25 protein-coding genes are annotated in these 21988 nt (G+C 72.3%); 19 read left to right on the forward strand and 6 right to left on the reverse strand.

The annotated features are described in order from the left end of the window. The first annotated feature begins 169 nt into the window (after window positions 1–169). From FB157_RS19585 to FB157_RS19610, 7 genes are all read left to right on the forward strand, one after another. Window positions 170–1204 (forward strand): cobalamin B12-binding domain-containing protein, encoded by a 1035-nt coding sequence (locus FB157_RS19585; protein ID WP_398946939.1) that lies wholly within the window; start codon window positions 170–172, stop codon window positions 1202–1204. A gap of 273 nt (window positions 1205–1477) precedes the next feature. Beyond that, window positions 1478–1555: a putative leader peptide gene (locus FB157_RS49655; protein ID WP_355726404.1), complete on the forward strand. Its 78-nt coding sequence runs from the start codon at window positions 1478–1480 to the stop codon at window positions 1553–1555. Window positions 1556–1785: 230 nt separating this feature from the next. Then, window positions 1786–2343: an NADPH-dependent FMN reductase gene (gene ssuE / locus FB157_RS19590; protein ID WP_145881480.1), complete on the forward strand. Its 558-nt coding sequence runs from the start codon at window positions 1786–1788 to the stop codon at window positions 2341–2343. Between the two features lie 134 nt (window positions 2344–2477). Continuing rightward, entirely contained in the window at window positions 2478–3623 is a 1146-nt protein-coding gene (locus FB157_RS19595; RefSeq protein WP_145881482.1) for an LLM class flavin-dependent oxidoreductase, read from the forward strand. Between the two features lie 87 nt (window positions 3624–3710). After that, on the forward strand, window positions 3711–4148 hold the full coding sequence (locus FB157_RS19600) for a peptidoglycan-binding protein (RefSeq protein ID WP_145881483.1): 438 nt from the start codon (window positions 3711–3713) through the stop codon (window positions 4146–4148). 27 nt (window positions 4149–4175) lie between these two features. Further along, window positions 4176–5378, forward strand: coding sequence for a hypothetical protein (locus tag FB157_RS19605; protein ID WP_261386377.1), 1203 nt, complete (start codon window positions 4176–4178; stop codon window positions 5376–5378). 100 nt (window positions 5379–5478) lie between these two features. Continuing rightward, window positions 5479–6015, forward strand: a complete 537-nt coding sequence (locus FB157_RS19610; protein WP_145881485.1) for an HXXEE domain-containing protein — start codon at window positions 5479–5481, stop codon at window positions 6013–6015. 554 nt (window positions 6016–6569) lie between these two features. On the opposite strand, the gene FB157_RS19615 is transcribed toward FB157_RS19610, so the two are convergent. Further along, complete coding sequence (locus tag FB157_RS19615) at window positions 6570–7640, reverse strand: acyl-CoA dehydrogenase family protein (RefSeq protein ID WP_145881487.1); 1071 nt, start codon at window positions 7638–7640, stop codon at window positions 6570–6572. 153 nt (window positions 7641–7793) lie between these two features. Here FB157_RS19615 and FB157_RS19620 point away from each other — a divergent pair, with 153 nt between their 5' ends. The 8 genes from FB157_RS19620 (at window position 7794) to FB157_RS19655 (ending at window position 14927) form a co-directional block, all read left to right on the forward strand. Continuing rightward, complete coding sequence (locus FB157_RS19620) at window positions 7794–8144, forward strand: YciI family protein (RefSeq protein WP_145881489.1); 351 nt, start codon at window positions 7794–7796, stop codon at window positions 8142–8144. Further along, complete coding sequence (locus tag FB157_RS19625; RefSeq protein ID WP_145881491.1) at window positions 8144–9346, forward strand: RNA polymerase sigma factor; 1203 nt, start codon at window positions 8144–8146, stop codon at window positions 9344–9346. The genes FB157_RS19620 and FB157_RS19625 overlap by 1 nt, the downstream gene beginning before the upstream one ends. Before the next feature lie 121 nt (window positions 9347–9467). Further along, a complete protein-coding gene (locus FB157_RS19630; protein ID WP_145881493.1) occupies window positions 9468–10790 on the forward strand; it encodes an aldehyde dehydrogenase family protein in 1323 nt (440 codons plus the stop codon). A gap of 37 nt (window positions 10791–10827) precedes the next feature. Beyond that, a complete protein-coding gene (locus tag FB157_RS19635; RefSeq protein WP_186581576.1) occupies window positions 10828–11736 on the forward strand; it encodes an aldo/keto reductase in 909 nt (302 codons plus the stop codon). A 275-nt stretch (window positions 11737–12011) separates the two neighbouring features. Further along, window positions 12012–12380 (forward strand): BlaI/MecI/CopY family transcriptional regulator, encoded by a 369-nt coding sequence (locus tag FB157_RS19640; RefSeq protein WP_145881497.1) that lies wholly within the window; start codon window positions 12012–12014, stop codon window positions 12378–12380. Next, window positions 12380–13309: a M48 family metalloprotease gene (locus FB157_RS19645; RefSeq protein WP_145881498.1), complete on the forward strand. Its 930-nt coding sequence runs from the start codon at window positions 12380–12382 to the stop codon at window positions 13307–13309. Before FB157_RS19640 ends, FB157_RS19645 begins: the two co-directional genes overlap by 1 nt. A gap of 108 nt (window positions 13310–13417) precedes the next feature. After that, the gene (locus tag FB157_RS19650) at window positions 13418–13810 is read left to right on the forward strand and encodes a VOC family protein (RefSeq protein ID WP_145881500.1); all 393 of its coding nucleotides are present in this window, start codon (window positions 13418–13420) and stop codon (window positions 13808–13810) included. 46 nt (window positions 13811–13856) lie between these two features. Next, on the forward strand, window positions 13857–14927 hold the full coding sequence (locus FB157_RS19655) for an adenosine deaminase (protein ID WP_145881501.1): 1071 nt from the start codon (window positions 13857–13859) through the stop codon (window positions 14925–14927). Here FB157_RS19655 and FB157_RS19660 read toward each other — a convergent pair. Further along, window positions 14909–15424 (reverse strand): mycothiol transferase, encoded by a 516-nt coding sequence (locus tag FB157_RS19660; RefSeq protein ID WP_145881503.1) that lies wholly within the window; start codon window positions 15422–15424, stop codon window positions 14909–14911. The two genes, FB157_RS19655 and FB157_RS19660, sit on opposite strands and share 19 nt — an antisense overlap. Window positions 15425–15523: 99 nt before the next feature. Next, the gene (locus FB157_RS19665) at window positions 15524–16438 is read right to left on the reverse strand and encodes a LysR substrate-binding domain-containing protein (protein WP_145881505.1); all 915 of its coding nucleotides are present in this window, start codon (window positions 16436–16438) and stop codon (window positions 15524–15526) included. Between the two features lie 126 nt (window positions 16439–16564). On the opposite strand from FB157_RS19665, the gene mgrA reads away from it, so the two are divergent. Then, the gene (mgrA, locus tag FB157_RS19670; protein ID WP_145881507.1) at window positions 16565–17557 is read left to right on the forward strand and encodes an L-glyceraldehyde 3-phosphate reductase; all 993 of its coding nucleotides are present in this window, start codon (window positions 16565–16567) and stop codon (window positions 17555–17557) included. Window positions 17558–17580: 23 nt separating this feature from the next. Here the strand turns inward: mgrA and FB157_RS19675 are convergent, their stop codons facing one another. After that, window positions 17581–17862: a hypothetical protein gene (locus FB157_RS19675; protein ID WP_315903822.1), complete on the reverse strand. Its 282-nt coding sequence runs from the start codon at window positions 17860–17862 to the stop codon at window positions 17581–17583. A 19-nt stretch (window positions 17863–17881) separates the two neighbouring features. On the opposite strand from FB157_RS19675, the gene FB157_RS19680 reads away from it, so the two are divergent. After that, a complete protein-coding gene (locus FB157_RS19680; protein ID WP_398946946.1) occupies window positions 17882–18037 on the forward strand; it encodes a helix-turn-helix domain-containing protein in 156 nt (51 codons plus the stop codon). A 21-nt stretch (window positions 18038–18058) separates the two neighbouring features. Here FB157_RS19680 and FB157_RS19685 read toward each other — a convergent pair whose 3' ends face one another. Together FB157_RS19685 and FB157_RS19690 are read right to left on the reverse strand one after the other, a co-directional pair. Further along, window positions 18059–18361: a DUF1905 domain-containing protein gene (locus FB157_RS19685; protein ID WP_145881509.1), complete on the reverse strand. Its 303-nt coding sequence runs from the start codon at window positions 18359–18361 to the stop codon at window positions 18059–18061. A gap of 77 nt (window positions 18362–18438) precedes the next feature. Further along, complete coding sequence (locus tag FB157_RS19690; protein WP_145881511.1) at window positions 18439–18819, reverse strand: nuclear transport factor 2 family protein; 381 nt, start codon at window positions 18817–18819, stop codon at window positions 18439–18441. Window positions 18820–19146: 327 nt separating this feature from the next. On the opposite strand from FB157_RS19690, the gene FB157_RS19695 reads away from it, so the two are divergent. Further along, window positions 19147–19557, forward strand: coding sequence for a hypothetical protein (locus FB157_RS19695; protein WP_145881513.1), 411 nt, complete (start codon window positions 19147–19149; stop codon window positions 19555–19557). 82 nt (window positions 19558–19639) lie between these two features. Further along, on the forward strand, window positions 19640–21979 hold the full coding sequence (locus FB157_RS19700; RefSeq protein ID WP_145881515.1) for an FHA domain-containing protein: 2340 nt from the start codon (window positions 19640–19642) through the stop codon (window positions 21977–21979). The last annotated feature ends 9 nt before the right edge of the window (window positions 21980–21988 follow it).

Here is a 21988-nt window from a genome sequence, read left to right on the forward strand (position 1 = left end):
TTCCGCACCGGAGCCTCCGGCCCGGACCGGCCCCAGCAGACACCGAAGCCGGTCCGGCGCAGGGTGACGCAGGGAATATCACGGCTCTCGCATGGGACGATGCCGTCATCCTCGGAGCGCTCGATCCGAGTCCTCAACCCGCATCGATTCTGCATCGTAGAGTCACGGTGTGGACGAAAAGCACATCGGTGCCAACCCCTCCGCACCGGACGAAGGGGCGGCCGAGGCGGGTCTGACCACGGGTGCCCTCGCCCGCCGGCTCGGGGTCTCACCCACCACCCTGCGCTCCTGGGAACGCCGCTACGGCATCGGACCCGCCGAGCGCATGGCGGGCCGGCACCGGCGCTGGTCGCCCCGGGACGTGGCCGTGCTGGAGACGATGTGCCGGCTGACCGCGGCAGGCCTGGCCCCCGCCGAGGCGGCCCGGGCCGCGCGGAACGAGGCCTCGGCGGGCGGGCCCCGGCGCCGCGCCGCCCAGGACGAGGCGGCGACGGGCGTACCCGCGTCCGCGCGCTCCACCGAGGCCTCCGCGCCGCCCTCGGACGCCGTGCGCCAGGAGTGCCGTGGCCTGGCCCGCGCGGCGGTGCGGCTGGACGCGCCGACCGTGGAGGAGCGGCTGGCCGCCGCAGTGTCCGGGTTCGGCCTCGTCCACGCCTGGCAGGAGGTCATGGTGCCCACCCTGCATGCCGTGGGCCGCAAGTGGGCCACCTCCGGGGACCGCTACGTGGAGGTGGAGCACCTGCTGTCCTGGCACGTCTCCACCACCCTGCGCCGGCACACCCGACCGCCCGCCGTTTCCGCCGGTCCCACCGCGGCGAGCCCGGTCCTGCTGGCCTGCGTGCCCGGCGAGCAGCACACCCTGCCCCTGGAGGCGCTCAACGCAGGACTGAGTCAACTCGGCATCGCCACGAGGATGTTCGGCGCCGCCGTCCCCGTGGAGGCGCTCGCGGCGGCGGTACGGCGCCTGGGCCCTGCCGCCGTGGTGCTGTGGGCGCAGGCCCGCTCCACGGCGAGCCTGCCGCTGGCGCAGCATGTCGCGGCCACGGAGTGGGGGGTGAAGGGAGCCAGATCGCGACCGCTGGTCCTCCTCGGCGGCCCCGGCTGGGCGGGCCGGACCGGCCACGGCATGCTCCGCCCGGCGAGCCTGCCCCAAGCCCTCGACGCGCTGGCGGCGACCTGCGGCCGACCGGGCCCGGAACGGTAGGCCCCAGGGCGCGGCCGGACCGTCTCCAGCCACGTCCGCGCGCCCAGCCGAAGTGGGCAGCCCCTTCGGACGGTTCGGTGCTCGGGGCCGGATGCGCCAGTGCGCCCGAAGTGCAGGTTCGGGGGAGAGCCGAGAAGTCGCGTCCACTGGGAAGTTCCGGTCGTGGACGACCGGCGGACGCACCCTCGTGAGATTCAATGTTCCGCGATACGAGACCCGTCGGGATTTCCTTGACGGCTTTCGCGGGCGGCTGCCACGATCGGCGACATGACGATGCGACTGGACCTCACGCGGCGACGCCACGTCGACCTCGCGCGTGTCTCCAGCGCCTCCTGTCGCACCGCGGCCTGATCGTCCGCCTTTTCGATCCGCCGCGATTCCTTCTCCTCCCTTCTGCTTCCGCCTGAATTCCCCTGCGTTCGGCGCGCAACGAATTCGGCGTGCCCGGAGCGGAAAGCGGAGCGCATCGTCGCCTGAAGGACGAGTACTTCGACAGGCACGTGCCGCCCTTCCCCAGCCTGACTTCCCCCTTCTCGCGCCCGTCTCCCCACCGGCGCCCGGCACCCAGAATGAGGCACCCCATGGCCACCGTCCTGTCCGTCTCCGGCAGCCCCTCCGCCTCCTCGCGCACCGGCCGCCTGCTGCGCCACCTGGACCAGCGTCTGATCGCGCAGGGCCATCAGGTGATCCCGCTCGACGTCCGCACGATTCCGGCCGACGCGCTGCTCGGCGCGGACTTCGGGCACCCGGCCATCGCCGAGGTGACCGAGCTGTTCGCCCGCGCCGACGGCGTCGTGGTCGGCACGCCCGTCTACAAGGCGTCGTACTCGGGAGTCCTCAAGGCGCTCCTCGACCTGCTGCCGCAGTACGCGCTCACCGGCAAGACCGTGCTGCCGCTCGCCACCGGCGGCTCCACCGCGCATGTCCTCGCCATCGACTACGCGCTGCGCCCGGTGCTGAACTCCATGGGCGCCGCCCACATAGTCCAGGGCTGGTTCACCCTCGACAAGGACATCACCGTACGAGAGGACGGCTCGCTCACCGTGGCTCCGGCCACCACCGAGGCCCTGGAACAGATCGTGGACCAGTTCTCGGCGGCCCTGGAGCGCACCACTCCCGTACTGGCGGCGGCCGGTTGAGCGGCACGACCGCACAGGTACGGCGGTAACGCCTCGACGCCGAAAGTGAGTTGCTCTGCGCCGCTGTCGACACCGGCACCTGCTGAACGGAACCCGCCGCCCCGTCACGGCCTGCTCTGATCGGAGACCCCCACGTGTCCCTCACCTTCCACTGGTTCCTGCCCACCAACGGCGACAGTCGGCATGTCGTCGGCGGCGGCCACGGCACCCCGGCCACCGCATCCGGCCGGGACCGGCCGCCGACCGTGGCCTACCTGAGCCAGATCGCGCGGGCCGCCGAGGACCTGGGCTTCGTCGGCGCGCTCACCCCGACCGGCGCCTGGTGCGACGACGCGTGGCTGACCACCGCCATGGTCAGCCAGCACACCGAACGGCTGAAGTTCCTGGTCGCCTTCCGGCCCGGCTTCGTCTCGCCGACCCTGGCCGCGCAGATGGCGTCCACCTTCCAGCGGCAGACCGGCGGACGACTCCTGCTCAACGTGGTCACCGGCGGCGAGAGTCACGAGCAGCGGGCCTACGGCGACTTCCTCGACAAGGACGACCGCTACCGCCGTACCGGCGAATTCCTGCACATCGTAAGGGAGTTGTGGGAGGGCAAGAGTGTCGACCTGCACGGGGAACACCTCCAGGTCGAGGACGCCAGGCTCGCCCGTGTGCCCGCCCCCGTCCCCGAGGTGTACTTCGGCGGGTCCTCGCCCGTCGCCGGAGAGGTCGCCGCCAAGCACGTCGACGTGTACCTCACCTGGGGTGAGCCACCCGCTCAGGTCGCCGAGAAGATCGCCTGGATCCGGGGGCTCGCCGCAGAGCACGGGCGCACCCTGCGCTTCGGCATCCGGCTCCACGTCATCACCCGCGACACCTCGGAGCAGGCCTGGGCGGAGGCCGGCCGGCTGCTCGCGGGCTTCGACACCGAGACGGTGAAGTCCGTGCAGGCCGGACTGGCCCGCAGCGAGTCCGAAGGGCAGCGGCGGATGCTCGCCCTGCACGGCGGCGGCAACCGTGACGGCCTCGAGATCCACCCCAACCTCTGGGCCGGGATCGGCCTGGTGCGCGGCGGCGCGGGCACGGCGCTCGTGGGCAGCCACGAGGAGGTCGCCGAGCGCATCAAGGAGTACGCGGCCCTGGGAATCGAGGAGTTCGTGCTGTCCGGATATCCGCACCTGGAGGAGGCGTACTGGTTCGGGGAGGGAGTGCTGCCGCGGCTTGCCGCGGAGGGGCTGTGGCGGCACCCCTTCGGTGGGGCGATCGCTGCTACGGCCCAGGTTCCTTTCGCGGGCTGAGTGAATATTCAACTGGCCCTGATTCAACCGGTTCTCCGGGCGATTTCCCGTGTCGAATTCTTGTCGATCCGTCATTAGCATGGACCTATGAACGCTACACCGGAGTTCTACGTGGTAAGGGAGGGTGACACACTCTCCAAAATCGCGGCCAAGTTCCATGTGCCCCTGGCCCAGATCGAGCAGTGGAACCCCCAGATCAAGAATCCGAACGTCATTCAGGTGGGCCAGCAGGTCCGTGTGGCGGCGCCGAGTCAGCAGCCGGTCGGCGCGGACGAGCCCTTCCCGGGCAAGGACTTCTTCCAGCCGTCCGTGAGCAGTCCGATCATCGAGGTCATGGGCTGGCGCCTCATCGAGGAAGGCTGCTCGGCGTATCCCGACGACGAGCCGGACTTCCAGTGGAGTGAGGAGGACCGGGAATCGTACGCCAACTGGCAGCGCAAACTCGGGTTCGGCGGCAGCGACGCCGACGGAATGCCGGGGCCGGAGTCGTGGAAGAGACTCCATGTGCCCGCCCTGAGCCGCTAGCCTGCCGGAGCGTCAGGAAAGCCCGCCATGGCCACTTCCGTGGCGGCCCGGGGAAGTCCCTGGGCCCGAACGCGCCGACGGCTCGAGGCCGGGCTGCGTCCCAGGCCGCCGCGGTCGCCCTGGCGGGCCCGGGCCAAAACCCGTCTCGCCTATCTCGAGGTACAGCTGAAACGCGAGGAAGCCAGACCGCCCTCCGCCGACCGCAAGGCACTGCTCCGGGGAATGGAAAGCCACCTGGAAAAGGCCCGCGCGGCGGCGGAGGAGACGTTCGGGTGGCGGCGGTTGTGGTCGGGCTCGACCGCCCAGGAAGGCGTCTGGTCGAATCTGCGCAGCGCCGACGTGCTGCTGCTCCAGCTGGTGTCCGACCAGGAGGCCGCGGGCCGCGCCAGTGAGGTCATGGCGCTGGTCAAGCGCCATCTGGGCAGGGACGATCCGCAGCGCGTCAGACTCGCCCAGCGGATCCGCTCCATCGTCTCCGGCGAATTGGTGCCGACCGACCGGGAACTGCTGGTCCGGGCGCTGGACAGCGCGTACGTCGCCCTCGACGCCGAACTGGCCCGGGTCCGGAGCCTGCGCAACATTCTCTGGACCGCCACGTTCGTCGTCCTTCTCGGGGTGGCGGGCCTGGCCGTGTACGGCTGGTTCTTCCCCCAGTCGCTCAGCCTGTGCTTCGCACCCAAGCTCGGCCCCGGCGGCGGGACCGCCGTCGACATCGTCTGCCCGAGCAAGGAATTCCGAGGTCTGCCGGCAGGCACCGTTCCCAGCAGTCGCGCCGATTCGAGGGACATCCTCACCGTCGAGGTGGCCGGGCTGGCCGGCGCGGCCTTCACCGTCATCGCCTCACTGCGCCACATCCGGGGCACCAGCACTCCCTACATGCTGCCCCTGGCGTCGGCGGTGCTGAAGTTCCCCACCGGCGCCCTGTCCGCCTTCCTCGGGGTACTGCTGATCAGGGGCGCCTTCGTACCCGGACTCAGCGACCTGGACAGCCGATCGCAGGTCCTCGCCTGGGCCGCCGTCTTCGGTGCCGCGCAGCACCTGGTGACCCGCCTGGTCGACGACCGTGCGCAGATGACGCTGTCGGAGGTGGGCAAACCCACCGAGTCGGTGGTCGACCCGGAGAACGCCGCCGTCATGGAGGCCACCGTGTACGGGAACGGGCAGCAGACCCGCAGGGGCCAGGGCAAGGAAGCAGCGGTGGAGCAGCCTGCCGGGTCGCCCCCGCGGTGAAGGGGGGCGCCGACCTGCCACCCTGGTGGGCGAGTCGCGGGTGCAGGTGCCGTCGGGGCGCCGACCAGGTGAGCAACTCCGCCTGGCAGACTGCCGGTTCATGACACGAGAACCGCTGGACGTGGGGGCGTCCGTCACCTTCGGACTGCTGGCCGCCTGGGCCGTGCACGACACCGAGGAACTGGTCACGGTGCCGAGGTGGGTGCGGACCGGGGTTCCGGAGTTACGGAAGAGGTATCCCCGGGTGCCGGAGACGGTGTGGCGGCAACTGGAGTCGGTGGACGGCCGCGAGTTCACGACCGCCGTGGCCGCGATGGCGGTCGTGCTCGCCGCGGCCGCCGCCGACGGGCACCGCACCGGCGGCCGCTCAGCCGTCTACCAGACAGCGCTCAACGCTTTCGGCCTGCACGGTGTGGTGCACCTGGCCCAGGCGGCCGCGTTCCGGGGCTACACCCCGGGCTCGGTGACCACCCCGCTGATCGTCCTCCCGTTCACCCTCTGGGCCCGCGGCCGCCTGCGCCGCTCCGGGGTCCTCCGCCCCACCCGCCCGCGCGACGCACTCCAGGGCCTTGCCTTCGCCGCGGCCGCCACGGTGGGTACCCACGCCGTGGCGCGCCGGGTACTGCGCCACCGCTGACCCCGGCCCGCGTGCGAGCCGCGCATGTGAGTCGCCTTGCTGCGGCGCGCGGCCTCCGGCGGTGTGCGTGGGCTGCCGCCGCCGGTCGGTTCGCCCGGGGTTTGACGGGGTGGCTGTCGTCGGTCCGTTCGCGTGTGGTGCGTGGGTGCGAGCCGGCTTGCTGTGGTGTGCGGCCCCTGCCAGTTTGACCGGGTGGCCGCCGCCGACCCGTACGCGTGTGGCGCGTGCACGCGAGTCGGCCGACCGTGGTGTACGGCCTCCTCCGCCGGTGTGACCGCGCATCCGCCTCGGATGCGCCCGGGCACCGCCCCCCTCTCGCATCGTCGCCATGACGGACTCGGCCGCCCCCGGTCGGTGCCCGGCGCCTGCCCGCAAACGCCGCCCGGTCACGGGCCGCCTGGTTCCCGCGCCGCTCGGCTTCATGCCCTGCGAGGCTTCACGCGCTGCTCGGCTTCATACCCTGCGAGGCTTCATGCGCTGCTCGGCTTCACGCGCTGCTCGACCCCACGCGCCGCTGGGCCTCAAGCCCCTCCAGGCCTCAAGCCCCCCAGGCTTCAGGCCCCGCCCACAGCCGATCCCCCGCCCACAGCCGACCCCCGGGCCAGCGACCGCAAATGCGCCGTACGGGTCTCCGCCGTCTGCCCCTGCACCAGCAGGAACAGACCCTCGCGGGCCAGTCGTTGGGCGCGGTTGGTCAGGGACAAGGCGCGGCCGCCGCCGGCCACGACCGCCGCCGTGGTGACCGTACCCAGGACGTCGTACGCCTCGGCCCGCACTGTCAGCCGTTCCGCGATCCGCTCCAGCGGCGCCGGGTGGTCGGCCAGCGCGTAGGCGCGGCGGCGGACGTCGGCGAGGCGGGCGCGCAGCGGGCCGGCGGCCTCCTCGTCCAGCGCGGACAGCGCCGCCTCCGCGATGCCGAAGACCGCCGGAACGGTGTTCAGCGTCCTGGCCCGGTCGCCGGGTGCCCACGACTCGTACGGTGTCCGCAGGGCCACCGCCTCTTCCGGGACCTGTAGGCCGTCCAGCTCCAGCGACACCGTGCGGGCGGCGGTGAGCGCCGCGAGGCGCAGCGGCGGCGAGGCCCGCAGGCCCGGCTGGTCGCGTGCCTCGACGAAGGCGAACAGGGCTTCGTCCGCCTCGGTCACCCCGGCGAGGAGCATGACGTCGTTCAGGCCCCATCCGGTGTACCAGGGGACGGTCCCGTCGAACCGCCAGCCGCCGCCCTCCCGCCGCACCCGCACCGGGACTCGCGGATGGGCCCGCAGATGCGCGTACGCCACCCCGGACAGCAGTTCGCCGCGGGCCAGCGGGCCCAACAGGCGCTCGCGTACCGGCAGTTCGCTCTTCGCCAGGGTCTGCACCGGAGTGTGGTGCTGCGTCTGCACGAACCAGGTCGAGCAGCACGCCCCGGCCAGGATCTCCGCGGTCTCCCGCAGCACGGCCGGCGGTGCCCCCGAGCCCCCGTACGCGACGGGTGCGACGACGCCGAGCAGCCCGGACTCCTTCACCGCCTCGATGTGGCTCACGGGGACGCCCTCCTGGTCCACCCGCTCGGCCTCGGGGACGAGCAGGTCGGCGGCGAGCCGTCGGGCGCGGACGACGAGCGGATGTGCGGTGTCGGTCATGCGGAGGATTCTTCCGAAGACGGCTGCCGGATTTTTTCTTCCGGATCGGTGGCGCGCGGTGTCGATCCGGGCCTCGCCCGTTCGTGTAGGAGGTGACAGACACCCCCGGCACCGGGAAGACGCCGGGGGGGGGAAGAACCCCAGGAGGACATCATGAAGCACTACCTGCTCAGTGTGGTCCAGCCGGCCGGAGGGCAGCCGCCCGCCCCCGAGGCGCTCGCCGAGATCATGCGCGACGTCGAGGCATTCAACGACGAACTCCGTGCGGCCGGAGCCTGGGTCTTCGCCGGTGGCCTGCACGGCCCGGAGACCGCCACCGTGCTGCGCCCCAAGGACGGCGACGTGCTCATCACCGACGGGCCCTACGCCGAGGGCAAGGAGTACCTGGGCGGACTCTGCCTGATCCGGGCCGCCGACCTGGACGAGGCCCTGGAGTGGGGACGCAAGGCAGCCCTGGCGACCACCCTGCCCATCGAGGTGCGGCCCTTCGTGGACCAGCACTGATGGCGAAGGCGCCCGGCATCGAGGCCGTCTTCCGCGCGGAGTACGGGCGCGCGGTCGCCGTCCTCGTCCGCTTCCTCGGCGACATCGACCTCGCCGAGGAAGCGGTGCAGGACGCCTTCGCCACAGCGGTGCGCAAGTGGCCGGAGACCGGTGTACCGCCGAGCCCGGCCGGCTGGATCATCACCACCGCCCGCAACCGGGCCGTCGACCGACTGCGCCGCGAGTCCTCCCGGGATGCCCGACACGCCGAGGCCACCCGGCTGTACGCGCCCGACGCACCGCCCGAGGAGGGCCCCGTGCGCGACGACCGGCTCCGTCTGATCTTCACCTGCTGCCACCCCGCACTCGCCCTCCAGTCCCGGGTCGCCCTCACCCTGCGCCTGCTCGGCGGCCTGAGCACCGCCCAGATCGCCCGGGCCTTCCTGGTCCCCGAGCCGACCCTCGCCCAGCGGCTGGTGCGGGCCAAGGCCAAGATCCGCGACGCGGGCATCCCGTACCGCGTGCCCCGCGACGCCGATCTGCCCGACCGGCTCGGCGGGGTCCTCGCCGTCGTCTACCTGATCTTCAACGAGGGCTACACCGGCGATCCCGCCCTGTGCGCGGAGGCCGTGCGGCTCGGCCGGCTGCTGGCCGAGCTGATGCCGGACGAACCGGAGGTCACCGGACTGCTGGCCCTGATGCTGCTGATCGAGGCACGCCGTCCGGCCCGGCGGGACGCGGACGGCGCGCTGGTGCCGCTGCCCGAGCAGGACCGCGGCCGGTGGGACCGCGGCCTCATCGCCGAGGGCCAGGACCTGGTCCGGCGCTGTCTGCGCCGTGACCGGCCCGGGCCGTACCAGATCCAGGCCGCGATCAACGCCGTGCACAGCGACGCGCCGATCGCCGCCGCCACCGACTGGGGCCAGATCCTCGGCCTGTACGACCAGCTGACGGCCGTCGCACCGTCGCCGGTCGTCGCGCTGAACCGGGCGGTCGCGGTGGCGGAGGTCGAGGGCCCGGCCGAGGCCCTGGCGCAGGTCGACTCCCTCGACCTCACCGGCTACCACGTCCTGCACGCCGTCCGCGCCGACCTGTTGCGCCGCCTGGACCGGCCCGCCGAGGCCGAGGCGGAGTACGCGAAAGCCGTCGAGCTGGCGACGAGCGAGGCCGAGCGGGCCCATCTGGAGCGGCGCAGACGGGACCTCGGCCACCGGGCGACGTGACTCTCGTCACCGCCGGCAGCCGACGGAATTTACTTGGGAACCTAAAAGGTTGGCATTTACATCTGACTTTCGAGACCCTACGCTCGGGCCGACCAGCCCGTGCACCACCAGCGAGGCATCCGTGAACCACTCCACCCCCGAGCAGCCCGCCGACGTCGTGGCCCGGCTGCGCGCCACCTTCCGCACCGGCCGCACCAAGCCCGTCGAGTGGCGCACCGGCCAGCTCCGGCGCCTGCGCGCGATGCTCACGGAGAACGGCGCGGACCTCGCCGCCGCCCTCCACGCCGACCTGGGCAAGAGCAGCACCGAGGCCTATCGCACCGAGATCGACTTCACGATCCGGGAGATCGACCACACCCTGGAGCACCTGGACGAGTGGCTGCGCCCGGAGTCCGCGCCCGTACCGGCGCACCTCGGCGGCGACGCGACGGCCTGGACGCAGTACGACCCGCTCGGCGTCGTTCTCGTCATCGCCCCCTGGAACTACCCGGCCCAGCTGCTGCTCGCCCCCATGGTCGGCGCGCTGGCCTCCGGCAACGCGGTCGTGGCCAAGCCGAGCGAACTGGCCCCGGCCACCTCGGCCGTGCTGGCCGAGCTGATTCCCGCCCATCTCGACAGCGACGCGGTCGCCGTGGTCGAGGGCGGCGTCCCGGAGACCACGGCCCTGCTCGCCGAGCGCTTCGACCACATCTTCTACACCGGCAACGGCACCGTCGGCCGCATCGTGATGCGCGCCGCCGCCGAGCACCTCACCCCGGTCACCCTCGAACTGGGCGGCAAGTCCCCGGTGTTCGTCGACCGGGGCGCCGATCTCGACGTGGTCGCCGACCGGCTGGCGCGCGGCAAGTTCCTGAACGCGGGCCAGACCTGCGTCGCCCCCGACTACGTCCTCACCGACCCGGAGACCGCCGCAGGCCTGGAGGCCGCGCTGGTCCGCGCCGTCGAGACCCTCTTCGGCACCGACCCGCAGGCCTCGCCCGAGTACGGCCGGATCGTCAACGAGCGCCACTTCGACCGGCTCTCCGCCCTGCTCGGCTCCGGCCGGGTGGCGGTCGGCGGCGGCAGCGACCGCACGGACAAGTACATCGCGCCGACCGTGCTCGCGGACGTCGACCCGAAGTCCCCCGTGATGCAGGAGGAGATCTTCGGGCCGGTCCTGCCGATCGTCGCCGTGCCGGGCCTGGACGCGGCGATCGACTTCATCAACGACCGTGACAAGCCGCTCGCGCTGTACGTCTTCACCGACTCCGAGCGGACCCGCGGTCGCATCGCCGCCGAGACCTCCTCGGGCGGCCTCGGCTACGGCCTGCCGCTCGCCCACCTGACCGTCTCCGACCTGCCGTTCGGCGGTGTGGGGGAGAGCGGTATGGGCAGCTACCACGGGCGCTACTCGATCGAGACGTTCAGCCACCGCAAGGCGGTGCTGGTCAAGCCCCTCGGCTGAAGGGACGGTTCCGGGGTGCGTGTGCGAAACTCCGCCGATGACCGCTGAAACGATCACCGCGGACGCCTCCGGAACCTTCGAGCTCGGTGACCTGCCCGTCCACCGCATCGGCTTCGGTGCCATGCGGCTGACGGGCAGTGCCGCCTTCCACCTCGGCACCGTCAGCGACCGCGCACGCTCGATCGCCGTCCTGCGCAGGGCCGTGGAACTCGGTGTGAACCACATCGACACGGCCGCGTTCTACTTCTCCTCCCTGCGCTCCGCCAACGAACTCATCAACACCGCCCTCGCGCCGTACGCCGACGACCTGGTCATAGCGACCAAGGTCGGCCCGTTCCGCGACTATTGCGGGGAGTGGGGCACCTCGGCCCGGCCCGACCAGCTGCGCGGCCACGTGGAGGAGAACCTGCGCCAGCTCGGCCGGGACCACCTCGACCTCGTCTATCTGCGCCGGATGAACCAGGACTCCATCGCCGAACACTTCGGTGCCCTCGCCGAACTGCGCGAGGCAGGCCTGGTCCGGCACCTCGGCATCTCCGCGATCCAGCCCCGGCACCTGACCGAGGCGCTGGAGATCGCCCCCGTCGTCTCCGTGCAGAACCGGTACGCGGTGGACGCCCCGGACCCGCGGGCCGACGAACTCCTGCGGATGTGCGGTGAACGCGGCATCGCGTTCGTGCCCTACTACGCCGTCGCGGGCCAGGGCGGCGAGCGCGGCGCGGCCGGCACGCGCAACGACGACGAGATCCTCGCCGTGGCCCGCGCGCACGGCGTGAGCCCCGCGGCGATCCGTACCGCCTGGACCCTGCACCGGGGGCCGCACGTCCTCGCCGTCCCCGGCACCGGCAACCCGGACCATCTGACGGAGAACGTCGCCGCGGGCGCCCTGCGGCTCGGCCAGGAGGAGCTGGAGCGGCTGGACGCTCTCCACACCCAGGACGTCTGACCCCCGGCCGCGGACGGCGCGGGAAGGGCCGAGGGCCCCGTCGGCGTTCACGTGCGTCGGCAGGCGCGAGCCGGGCAGTGCCGCGGGACCGCAGCGCCGGGCGGGGGCCGTCGAGGAAGAGGAGTGGGGCGGTACGCACGCGGCCGTTCGGACTTCGCCGGCGGCCCCTTCCATAATGGGCGTCCGGGCGCACGGCCCGGCATGGCGCCCGGCTGACTACAATGACGTAGACGGTCTTCCGAACTGCAGACGAAGACGGGGTGAGGGACGTTCCCATGACCGACGCCAAGGACGAACGCCGGCCGGCCGGTGAGCTCGAAGCGAGCGTCATGGCCGCCCTCTGGGCCGCCGCCGCGCCCCAGACGCCCGGCCAGGTCCAGCTGAGTCTCGGCGCGGCCCTCGCGCGTACGACGGTGACGACCATCCTCACCCGCCTGCACGACAAGGGCATGGTGGAGCGGCAGCGCCAGGGCCGCGGCTTCGCCTACTTCCCGCTCCAGGACGCCCAGGGCCTCACCGCCCGCCGGATGCACACCGAACTCGACCGGGACAGCGACCGCGAGACCGTCCTCGCCCGCTTCGTCGCCCAGCTCAGCCCCGACGACGAACGCATCCTGCGGGACCTGCTCGAATCCGACGCCTGATGACCGCACTGCTCCTGCTGCCGCTGCTGCTGCCGTTCGCCCTGCCGGCGCTGGCCCGGCGGGCCCTGGACCGGCTCGTCCCGGCCGTCGCGCTGTGGGCGATCACCGCCTGTGCGGTCGTCCTCGCGGGCAGCTCGCTCGCCGCGCTCGGCGGGTTCGTCCTGACGGGCCTGCTCAAGGTGCCGCTGTTCGCCGCCCTCGGTGAACTGGTCCACCCGCTGCGCACGGCCTCGGACCTCGTCGTCCTGCCCGCCGCCGCCACCTCCGTCGGCGCCCTCGCCGTCTGCGGCTGGACCCTCGTCCGCTCGGTGCTGCGCCAGACCCGCGCCTTCCGGGCCGCCCGCACGGAGGCCGGCCGCGGACCTGCCGCGGGAGACCTGTGCGTGGTCGACTCGCCCCGCCCGGACGCGTACGCCCTGCCCGGGCGCCCGCACCGTATCGTCGTCACCACCGCCATGCTGCGCAGCCTCGACGGACCCGAGCGCGAGGCGCTGTTCGCACACGAGCGGGCGCACAACGAGGGCGGCCATCACTACTTCCTCGCCGCCGCCGAGCTCGCGGCGCACTGCCATCCCGCCCTGCGCCCGGTGCGCGAGACCATCCGGCTCGCCGCCGAACGCGCCGCCGACGAGGCCGCTGCCGCCTCCGTGGGCGACCGGCGCCTGACCGCCCGCGCCATCGCCCGCGCGGCCCTCGCCGGCCAGGCCGCCCGCTCGGAGCGGCCCGTCGTCGCCGCGGCGGCGACGACGGGCCCCGTCCCGCAACGCGTCCAGGCCCTGCTGGCCGCCCCCCGGGCCGCGCCCCGCACCGGCCGGCGCGTCGCCGCGCTCCTGCTCGCCTGCGCCGCCGTCTCCTGTGTGGCCGCGGTGACCGGAATGGCCGACTTCCACCACCGGGTCGAGGTCGCCCAGGGCGACGAGAAGCCCTGATCCGGCGCTCCTCGCGCCCCGCAGGACCCACCTCTAGCGCAGGTGACTGGCGTCCGTGAAGTTTTACGTATAACCTCACCCGCTAACCACCCTCACCGGAAGGCCCCGATGCGACGCGTTGCCCTGGTCACCCTCGTCGTGGACGACTACGACGAGGCCATCCGCTTCTACACCGAGGCCCTCGGGTTCCGGCTGGTCGAGGACGCGCCACGGCCGGACGGCTCCCGCTGGGTCGTCGTCGAGCCCGGCGCGGACGGCCACGGCACCGGCCTGCTGCTCGCCCGCGCCAGGGGCGAGGACCAGCGGGCCCGGATCGGGGACCAGACCGGTGGGCGGGTCGGGTTCTTCCTGTACACCGACGACTTCGCCCGCGACCACGCCCGCATGACCGCCGCCGGCGTGACCTTCCTGGAGGAGCCGCGCCACGAGCCGTACGGTTCGGTGGCCGTCTTCCAGGACCTCTACGGCAACGGCTGGGACCTGCTCCAGCCCGCCGCCTGACTTTTCTCCCGCTGCTTCGAACCGCCTGCTCAAGGAAAGACCCGCCATGACTGCTACGCGCGTAGACGCCGACGTGATCCGCCGCCTGCCCAAGGCCGTCCTCCACGACCACCTCGACGGCGGCCTGCGCCCCGCCACCGTCGTCGAGCTCGCGGCCGCGGTCGGCCACACCCTGCCGACCACCGACCCGGACGAGCTGGCCGCCTGGTACTACGAGGCCGCCAACTCCGGCGACCTGGTCCGCTACATAGCCACCTTCGAGCACACCCTCGCCGTCATGCAGAACCGAGAGGGCCTGCTGCGCGTCGCCGAGGAGTACGTGCTCGACCTCGCCGCCGACGGTGTCGTCTACGCCGAGGTGCGCTACGCGCCCGAGCTGAACACCCAGGGCGGGCTCACCCTGAACGAGGTCGTGGAGACCGTCCAGGAGGGCCTCGCCGCCGGTATGGCCAAGGCGGCCGCCGCCGGTACGCCCGTCCGTGTCGGCACCCTGCTGTGCGGCATGCGCATGTTCGACCGCGTCGGTGAGGCCGCCGAGCTGGCCGTCGCCTACCGCGACGCCGGCGTCGTCGGCTTCGACATCGCCGGCGCCGAGGACGGCTTCCCGCCCGCCGACCACCTGGCCGCCTTCGAGCACCTGCGCCGGGAGAGTGTGCCCTTCACCATCCACGCCGGCGAGGCGCACGGCCTGCCCAGCATCCACCAGGCCCTGCAGGTGTGCGGCGCGCAGCGCATCGGCCACGGCGTGCGCATCACCGAGGACATCGTCGACGGCAAGCTCGGCCGCCTGGCCGGCTGGGTGCGCGACCGCCGCATCGCCCTGGAGATGTGCCCCACCTCCAACCTGCAGACGGGCTGCGCCACCTCGATCGCCGAGCACCCCATCACCGCGCTGAAGGACCTGGGCTTCCGGGTCACCCTCAACACCGACAACCGGCTGGTCTCCGGTACGACGATGACGCGGGAGATGTCCCTGCTGGTCGAGGAGGCCGGCTGGACCGTCGAGGACCTGCGCACGGTCACCGTGAACGCCGTCAAGAGCGCGTTCATCCCGTTCGACGAGCGAAACGCCCTCATCGAGAACGTGGTCCTGCCGGGTTACGCGGCCGCGCTCTGAAGCAGCCCCCGCAGGTAGGCGGCCTGTCCGACGTGCTGGAGGTCGTCGGACAGGACGCTCACCAGGCGGACCCCCAGGGTGACCGGGGGGTCCCAGCGCTCGTCCACGATCCGTTCGAGATCCTTGGCGGCCAGCTCGCGCAGGACGCCGAGGGTCTGCTCGTGCACGGCGTCGTAGTACCCGGTGAGCAGGTCGGCCGACTCGACCCGCACCTTCGCGACCTTCGCGGGAGTGTGCCCGTAGCCGGTGTCGTGGCGGGGCAGGTCGAGGCCGAAGCGCTTCTGCCAGTCCTGGCTGAGCCACACCTGGTCGAGGTCGAAGGCGTCGGCGATGTGGTCGTCCTGCACCCGGGCGAGGTGCCACACGAGCCACGCGACGGAGTTGGCGTCGGGGGCCGGACGGGAGTGCAGCTGGTCCCGTCCGAGGCCGTCGAGGGCGGCATGGACTTCTTCCTGGATGCGGCCGTAGCCGTCGATGAGGATGTCCTTCGCATGCATGCGTCCACCATCGCGCATCGCGCGCTGTCCTGCGTGCGGAATCAGGCCCCGCCCGCCCGGACGGGGTGCGGGCGGTGACGCGTGTGCAGCGCCGTTGGATCAGGAGGCCCGGGACCCGTCCTGGAACGGCGTCAGGCCCTCCGTCTCCAGGAGCGTGACCAGGGCGCGGGCCGCGGGGCTCGTCGCCCGCTCCGGCGGCAGCAGGGCCACGGTCTCGTACTCCGCGTCGCCGGTGCCCTTCACCGGGAGCGCCGTCAGCGAGGGCCGCTTGTGCCGGAAGTGCCGCGGTACGACGGCGATGCCGAGGTTCTCGTCGACCAGGTCCAGCAGGCTGTGCACGTCGTTGACCTCCAGCGCGACCGTGCGCCGGATCCCGGCCGCGGCGAAGGCGGAGTCCGTGGTGCGGCGCGGCCCCCAGTCCGGATGGAAGTCCACGAAGACCTCACCGGCCAGGTCGTCCGGTGTCAGCACCGCCCCGGCCGCGGCGAGCCGGTGATCGGGATGGCACAGGACCGTCATCGGCTCGCTGGTCAGTGACACCGAGCGCAGCTGGTCGTCGTCCGCCTGGGTCCGGTAGGCGAAGGCCAGGTCCAGCCGTCCGGCCGCGACCTCCTCGGCCAGCGCGCCCGAACCCGCCTGCCGCAGCCGGATCTCCACGTCCGGATGCCGCCGCCGGAAGCCCGCCAGCAGTTGCGCCACGTGCACCCCGGCGATGCACTGCTCGGTGCCCAGCGCCAGCGTGCCCCGCAGCACGCCCTGCACCGCCGCCACCGCCTCGTGCGCCGAGCGCACCTGCGCCAGGATCCGTTCGGCCTCCACCAGCAGCGCGCGCCCCGCCTCGGTGAGCGTCACCCGCCGGGTGGTGCGCACGAACAGCGGCGCCCGCAGCTCCCGTTCCAGCGCCCGGATGGACGCCGACAGGCCGGACTGCGACACCATGAGACGCTCGGCGGCCCGGGTGAAGTGCTGGTCCTCGGCGACCGCGACGAAGTGCTGGAGATGACGCAGTTCCATGACTCAGAAGCGTATCCGCTGAATTCCATCGGATTCTCCTGTTGGACCACTGCCCGCGGGCCGCGACAGAGTGGACACCGGTTCCCCGGAACCTGACTCACCTGTGCCAACCCCTCTGGAGTCGCGTTGTACACCGCACACCCCGACCGTTACGCCGACATGCCCTACCGGCGCACCGGGCGCAGCGGCCTGAAGCTCCCGGCGCTGTCCCTCGGCCTGTGGCACAACTTCGGGCCCGACCGGCCCGTCGAGACCCAGCGCGCCATCCTGCGCCGCGCCTTCGACCTCGGTGTCACCCACTTCGACCTCGCCAACAACTACGGCCCGCCGCCCGGCGCCGCCGAGTCCGCGCTCGGCGAGGCCCTGAAGGCCGACTTCACGCCGTACCGCGACGAGCTGGTGATCTCCACCAAGGCCGGCTACCTCATGTGGCCGGGTCCGTACGGCGAATGGGGCTCGCGCAAGTACCTGCTGTCCTCGCTGGACCAGAGCCTGACGCGGATGGGCCTCGACCACGTCGACATCTTCTACTCGCACCGCTTCGACCCGGACACTCCGCTGGAGGAGACGATGGGCGCCCTGCACTCCGCGGTGCAGCAGGGCAAGGCGCGCTACGTCGGCGTCTCCAACTACTCGGCGGAGCAGACCCGCGAGGCCGCCCGCATCCTCGGCGAGCTCGGCACCCCGCTCCTCATCCACCAGCCGCGCTACTCGATGCTCGACCGGCGCCCGGAGGACGAGGGCCTGCTGGACGCCCTGGACGAGCTCCAGGCGGGCTCCATCGTGTACTCCCCGCTGGAGCAGGGCCTGCTCACCGGCCGCTACCTCGACGGCATCCCCGAGGACTCCCGGGCCGCGAGCGACAGCCCCTTCCTGAACTCGGACGCGGTCACCGAGGACCTGGTCGGCAGGCTGCGCGCCCTGGACGAGATCGCCGGGTCCCGCGGCCAGACCCTGGCCCAGCTGGCCCTTGCCTGGGTGCTCCGCGGCGGCCGCGTGACCTCCGCCCTGGTCGGCGCGAGCAGCCCGCGGCAGATCGAGGACAGCGTCGGCGCGATCCGCAACCTGGACTTCGAGGACGAGGAACTGGCGCGGATCGACGCGATCGTGAAGGGCTGAGAACGCGGGGCGGTGAGGGACCGTCAGGCCGTGAGCCGCTCGCTGACCTCCCAGAGGCGCGCCGCCGCCTCCGGGTCGGCGACGTACGGCAGCACGCCGGGCAGCCCAGGTTCCGCCCGCCACCCGGCCTCGTCCGCAGGGGCCACCAGCGGGCTGATGTCGCAGTTCTCGCAGTAGACACCGCCCAGTCCGTCGAGCTGCGGGCTGGTGGCGCACCACACGCCGGTCGCCGCTCCCTGCGGAACGGTCTTCTGCTGCCGGGCGGGGGCGCGCAGCGGGCGGCCCTCCGGCGTGCCGCCCCTCACCTACCTCCAGAACTGGCGGATGAGCCTGGCCGCCCGCGCCCTCAGGCAGGACTCCACCCCGGTCGCGGCGCTCGCCCGCTCGGTCGGCTACACCTCCGAGAGCGCCTTCAGCAACGCCTTCAAACGCGCCGTCGGCGTGGCGCCGCGCCGCTACCGGGAGGTGGCCAGGAGCTGAGCCGCTCCGGACGGCGCGCGATCACAGTCGCTCCTGGAGGCGTACGGTCACCATGTCACCCTCGCCCTTGCCGATCGCCCTGCGTACGTCGGCCTTCACGGGGAGCTTGTGGGTGCCGTCGCCCAGGGCCATGAAGGAGCTGCTGAAGGGGTGGCCGTCGACCGTCCCGCGGACCTCGACCAGTCCGCGGGTTCCGAAGAATTCGACGGACCGCGGCCAGACCACATAGGTCCAGCCGCCTTTCTCCGGGCTTTTGCGCAGGACGGCGGTGAATTCCTCGTCGACTTTCTCCGCCGTGCCCGTGTTCCTGTCGTCGGTGTTCATGACGGCCTCCGCTCGCGGTGATCTTTTCCTGCATTACCGGACCGCCGCGAGCGGGAAAACTCATCGCCCTCTCCGCCTCAGGCCCCAGGCAGCCGGTCCAGGAAGCCCAGCACCTGCCGGATACGGCCCTCGCCGTCCAGCGTGATCACGTCGAACCCGGCCACCGGCGCCGAGCCGTCCGCCTCGTTCACCAGCTCCCAGCCGAACCGCGCGGTGTCGTGGTGCCCGTCCACGGCGCCGAGGGGGCGGAAGGCGAACCCGGGGAACTGCTCGTGGGCCGCGGCGATCACGGCGGCGATCCGGTCGTGCCCGCGGACGTCGGCGAGCGGGTCGGTGTAGCCGCCGTCGGTGGTCCAGGCCGCCGCGACCGCCTTCTTCAGGGCCTCCGGCTCGGTGGCGTTCCAGGCCTCGAAGTAACGGGCGACGGCGCTGTCGTAACTGTTGGTGTTCACGGTCATGGCGAAGCAGCCTCCATCGAGGTCGTATCTGCTGGTCAGGAGCCGGATCCGGGGTTCCGCCGATCCGGTGTGACCACCATGCCCGAGCGGCGGGGGAGGGTCGATTACCTCCCGGGTAATGACGGAGGCGTCGTATGGCCGGTGCATAGCCGGTGCATTTTCGGCCAGAACGGGCGGTGAATATGCCAGGAGACTGGCTGGAAAGTCATGGTGACAGTGTTTCGGGAGTGGCGATACTCGAACTTCAGGGGCACTTTCACCGCACGGGAGCCGCACGGAAAGCGAGGGTTCGGCCGGCACCACAGCTATGCGTTCGGGGGAGTGATCGTGCACGACGAATTCCTGTGCCATGTCACCGCGTACGGCATGTGCGGCGGACAGCGGATCGGCGTACCGCTCGGCACCTATCGCGCGCCGACCCTGGCGCTGGCCCTGTGGTGGCTGCGCGACCGGGCGTCCTGGATCGCCGAGCGGCTCGACCCCAGTCCGGAGACCCCCGCCTTCCCCGTCGGGGCACTCGTGCCGGTCGCGGACACGGTGGCCGACGTCCCCGCGCTGCTGCGTGCCTGGTGCGCCGACGACATGCAGCAGGAGCTGGTCGCGGACGAATTGGCCGGCGGGCGGCTGGTGCGGATCGCCGCCACCGACGACACCACGGAGTACGAGCTGCTCGCCGAGTCCGTGGACGCCCTGCGCATGCAGCGCACCCTCCCGGCCCTCGTCGTACCCGTCGCCTGACACGTGCCACGGCGCTTCCGCGTGCACAGGGACCCCGGCGTCACGGGGGCGCATATATGGGCGAATCGGTACAATTCTGGCCATGGCGGAGCAGCCGGTCGCCCCGACGTCACTCGAACTCGTTCTGGAGACCGACACGGGCTCCACGGTGATGAGCCCGGGCCACGACTACCACGTCGGACGTGATCCGTTGAGCGACATCGTGTTCGACGATGCCCGGGTCTCATGGCACCACGCCGTGCTGAGCCGCGGCCATGACGGCTGGACGCTCAGGGACGAGCAGAGCACCAACGGCACCTTCGCCGACGGCCTGCGCATCCGGGAGTGGGACGTCCGCCCCGGCAGCGTGATCCGCTTCGGCAATCCCGACGACGGCCCCCGGGCCGTCCCGCTCGGCCCGCGCGCACCCGCCGCCGACCGCCCGTCGGGGATCTCGCGTCCCGAGCTGACCGGAACCTTCCGCGCGCCGAGCAGCGTACGGCCGCTGCCCGCACGCATGATCCGCATCGGCCGCTCCGACGGCAATGACCTCGTCGTCGACGACCTGACCGTGTCCCGGCACCATGCCGAGCTGCGCGCCTTGCCCGGCGGCGGCCACGAGATCGTCGACCTCGGCAGCCACAACGGCACCTATCTCAACGGCCGGCCCGTCACCCGCGCCCCGGTCGGCCCGGGCGACGTCATCGGCATCGGCCATGTCGCGTACTGCCTGGTCGGCGACGAACTGCGGGAGTACGTCGACCGCGGCGAGATCTCCCTCGACGTGCAGGACCTCACGGTCGCCGTCGACCACGGCAGCAAGGTCCTGCTCGACCACGTCTCCTTCCCGGTGGGGGAGAAGTGCCTGCTCGCGGTGGTCGGACCGAGCGGCGCCGGAAAGTCCACGCTGCTGCACGCACTGACCGGTCAGCGGCCCGCAGACCACGGCACCGTCCTGTACGACGGCCGCGACCTTTACCACGACTACGCAGAGCTGCGCGGGCGCGTCGGCCTCGTCCCGCAGGACGACATCCTGCACCCCCAGCTCACCGTGCGCGCCGCCCTGTCCTACGCCGCCGAGCTGCGCTTCCCCGAGGACACGGCGAGGACGGAACGCCTGGCCCGGGTGGACGAGGTGATCCGGGAACTGGGCCTCGAACAGCGCGCCGAGCAGCCCGTCCACAGCCTCTCCGGCGGGCAGCGCAAGCGGGTCAGTGTGGCCCTGGAACTGCTGACCAAACCGTCGCTGCTGTTCCTGGACGAGCCGACCTCCGGCCTCGACCCCGGCATGGACCGGTCGGTGATGCACATGCTGCGCGGTCTCGCCGACGACGGCCGCACCGTCATCGTGGTCACGCACAGCGTCCTCAGCCTGGACGTCTGCGACCGCCTCCTGGTCCTCGCCCCCGGCGGCCGGATCGCGTACTACGGCATGCCCGACGACGCCCTCGCCTTCTTCGGCTTCGAGCACTGGCCGGAGGCCTTCGAGGCCTTCGACCGCGACCAGGACCGGGACTGGGCCGGGGAGTACCGCGACTCGCCGTTCCACCGGCACTACGTCAGCGAGGCCACCACCCAGCCGCGCCGCCCGGACTCCGCGCCGGTGGTACCCGCCCCGCCGCCCCGCCCCCGCAGCCGGCGTGCCCAGCTCGGCACCCTCGTCCGCCGCTACTCCGCCGTCCTCGCCGCCGACCGCACCTTCCTCGCCGTCATGATCGCCCTGCCGTTCGTGATGGGCGCCATGGACCGCGCCCTCGCGGGCGGGAGGCTGACCCCGGACACCGCGATGAACGCGCTGCTCATCCTGTGTGTCGGCGGCGTGCTCATCGGCGCCGCCAACGCGGTGCGCGAACTCGTCAAGGAACGAGTGGTCTACCGCCGCGAACGCGCCGTCGGCCTGCCCAGATCGGCGTACCTGATGTCCAAGGTCGTCGTGCTCGGCACCATCACGGTCGTCCAGGCCGTCGTCCTCACCCTGGTAGCGCTGCTCGGCGTCGACCTCAACGCCCCCGGCGGTCACGGTGTCCTGCTGCCTCCCCTGGCCGAGATCACCCTCGCCGTCGCCCTGCTGTCGTTCACCGCGATGATGCTCGGCCTCCTGGTCTCCGCGCTGGTGCGCAAGGAGGAGGTGACGATGCCGCTGCTGGTGCTGCTGGCCATCGTCCAGGTCGTCTTCTGCGGTGCCCTGCTCCCGCTGCACGGCGTGCCCGTACTCGAACAGCTGTCCTGGCTGGTGCCCTCCCGCTGGGCGCTCGGCGCCATGGCCGGCACGGTCGGCCTCGCCCGGATCGTGCCCGGCGACCTCACCGCCGACCCCCTGTTCCGGCACTCGGCCGGCGTCTGGCTGCTGGACCTCGCCATGCTGCTGGTGCTGTCCGCCGGCTACGGATTCCTGGTCGCCCGGCTGCTGCGCCGCCACGAACCCGCCGTGATGCGGAAGTAGGCGGGCGCC

The organism is Streptomyces sp. BK340 (assembly GCF_007827595.1).
In the GTDB taxonomy this organism is placed as follows: domain Bacteria; phylum Actinomycetota; class Actinomycetes; order Streptomycetales; family Streptomycetaceae; genus Streptomyces.